1 protein-coding gene is annotated in these 1,498 nt (G+C 38.7%); it reads right to left on the bottom strand.

The annotated features are described in order from the left end of the window. A partial coding sequence (locus G6069_RS07835) for a hypothetical protein (RefSeq protein WP_197293930.1) occupies positions 1-1,498 on the bottom strand: 1,498 nt, incomplete at both ends.

Raw genomic sequence — 1,498 nt, 5'->3', positions numbered from 1 at the left:
TTTAATCCCTTTCTCGCTCTCTTTTTGCATGTCTTTCACGGCTTCTATCAAGCGCTTTAAGGTAGGATTATTTTCGTTTGGCTCTCTATTGGCCATTAAAAGGTAATGCGTAAAATCGTAAATATCAATGTCCTTAAATTCCTTACTTTTAGGGTTAAACATGTCTTTTGTAGCATCTGCGATCTTGAATTCTTTCAAACCTTTTTTAATGTTATCGCTTCTTAAAGCTTCAAATAACGCTTTGCTCGGATCATCAAATCGTGCAAACCGTGCGATCGCACCTCCTAAAATCTCGCTTATATCGCTCGTGTTTTGTTCGCTCTTTTCAAACATTTCTAAAGAACTCGTTTTATAGAATTTTTCGCTCAAATCTTTCAGGCTTTCGCTTGTAGTTTGATAATTCTTTAAATTCGCAAAACTGCGATCCATGATATCGCTTAAATAAGCGTTTAAACTCACCTTAGGGAAATTCATATCGTGGATTAAATTGTGAAAACTGCCGGCGTTATCTACAAACATTTTTTTAACCTTTTCATAGCTTTTAATGTCGTTAGAAAATTCTTTCTGCCAACGGTTGAGTAACTCTATCCCTTGCGTCTTAGTCCTTGGCATGTTATACATTAAAAGCACGAGGTTGCTATCGCCTACATTAGGGTGGGTGGCTTTGTCAAAATTTAAATTTTTAGCAACGATGTTTTTTAATGAGTAAATGCTATCAGCGTCTAATTTCTTTTCTAATTCTTTCAATTTCGCTTCATAGTGGCTTAAAACCGCTATCGCATGATCGCTTTCGCTGTTGAAGCGTCCTTGATTGCTTGAAGCCGCTAAATTGTTGATCTCGGTGTTGTTTAGGCGCTTATGCGGCACTCTAACTAACAGCTCGTCCGGCTTTAAGTCTATGTGATAGTATTCTTGGATCGCTTTCTCGTAAATGTATCGGCTTTTAGGCGTGAAGTTTAGCATGCCAGCTATGCGGTGGTTTCCTGCGATCACTTGCCCGTCGTGTAAGATAATCGGTAAATCTTCAAAACCTCCGCTCCCAAATATCTTTTTAGGATCAAAATTTTCAGCAATGCTTTTAATCTGCTCTTCGTTCATGTCGGTGCGTTTTTGCGTCCCGCCTGTGGTAAAGCTTGGCTTTAAATCTTTAGCTTTCACGATCGTATAATCTAGATCGTAAATCTCTCGTTCGTTTAGCCGAACTCTACTCTTTGGGATTCTCTCTTGGATTTGTGTAGGGATATCTTCTCCTACTTCTATTTTAGTCTGGCTTTCAATGTTGCCTGCATTGCCTCGCTCGTGTTCTAATTTCTTTTTTAGGGCTTCCTTGCGTTGTTTTTCTTGCTCTTTAGCTTTTAAAAATTCTTGTTCGCTTTGTAGGGCTTCGCTTTCTAATTTCGCTAACTTTTCGGCGTTGGCTTGCTCAAGGGGGCTTAAATTTTTAACTTCTTGGGCGGTTTCGTTTAAATTTTCGCTTGTTTTTAATAAATCCTCTTGA

Source organism: Helicobacter pylori (genome assembly GCF_017594925.1).
GTDB classification, from domain to species: Bacteria; Campylobacterota; Campylobacteria; order Campylobacterales; family Helicobacteraceae; genus Helicobacter; species Helicobacter pylori_DP.
The sequence above is the reverse complement of the archived record's forward strand: the minus strand, read 5'-3'. Positions and strand labels throughout refer to the sequence as shown.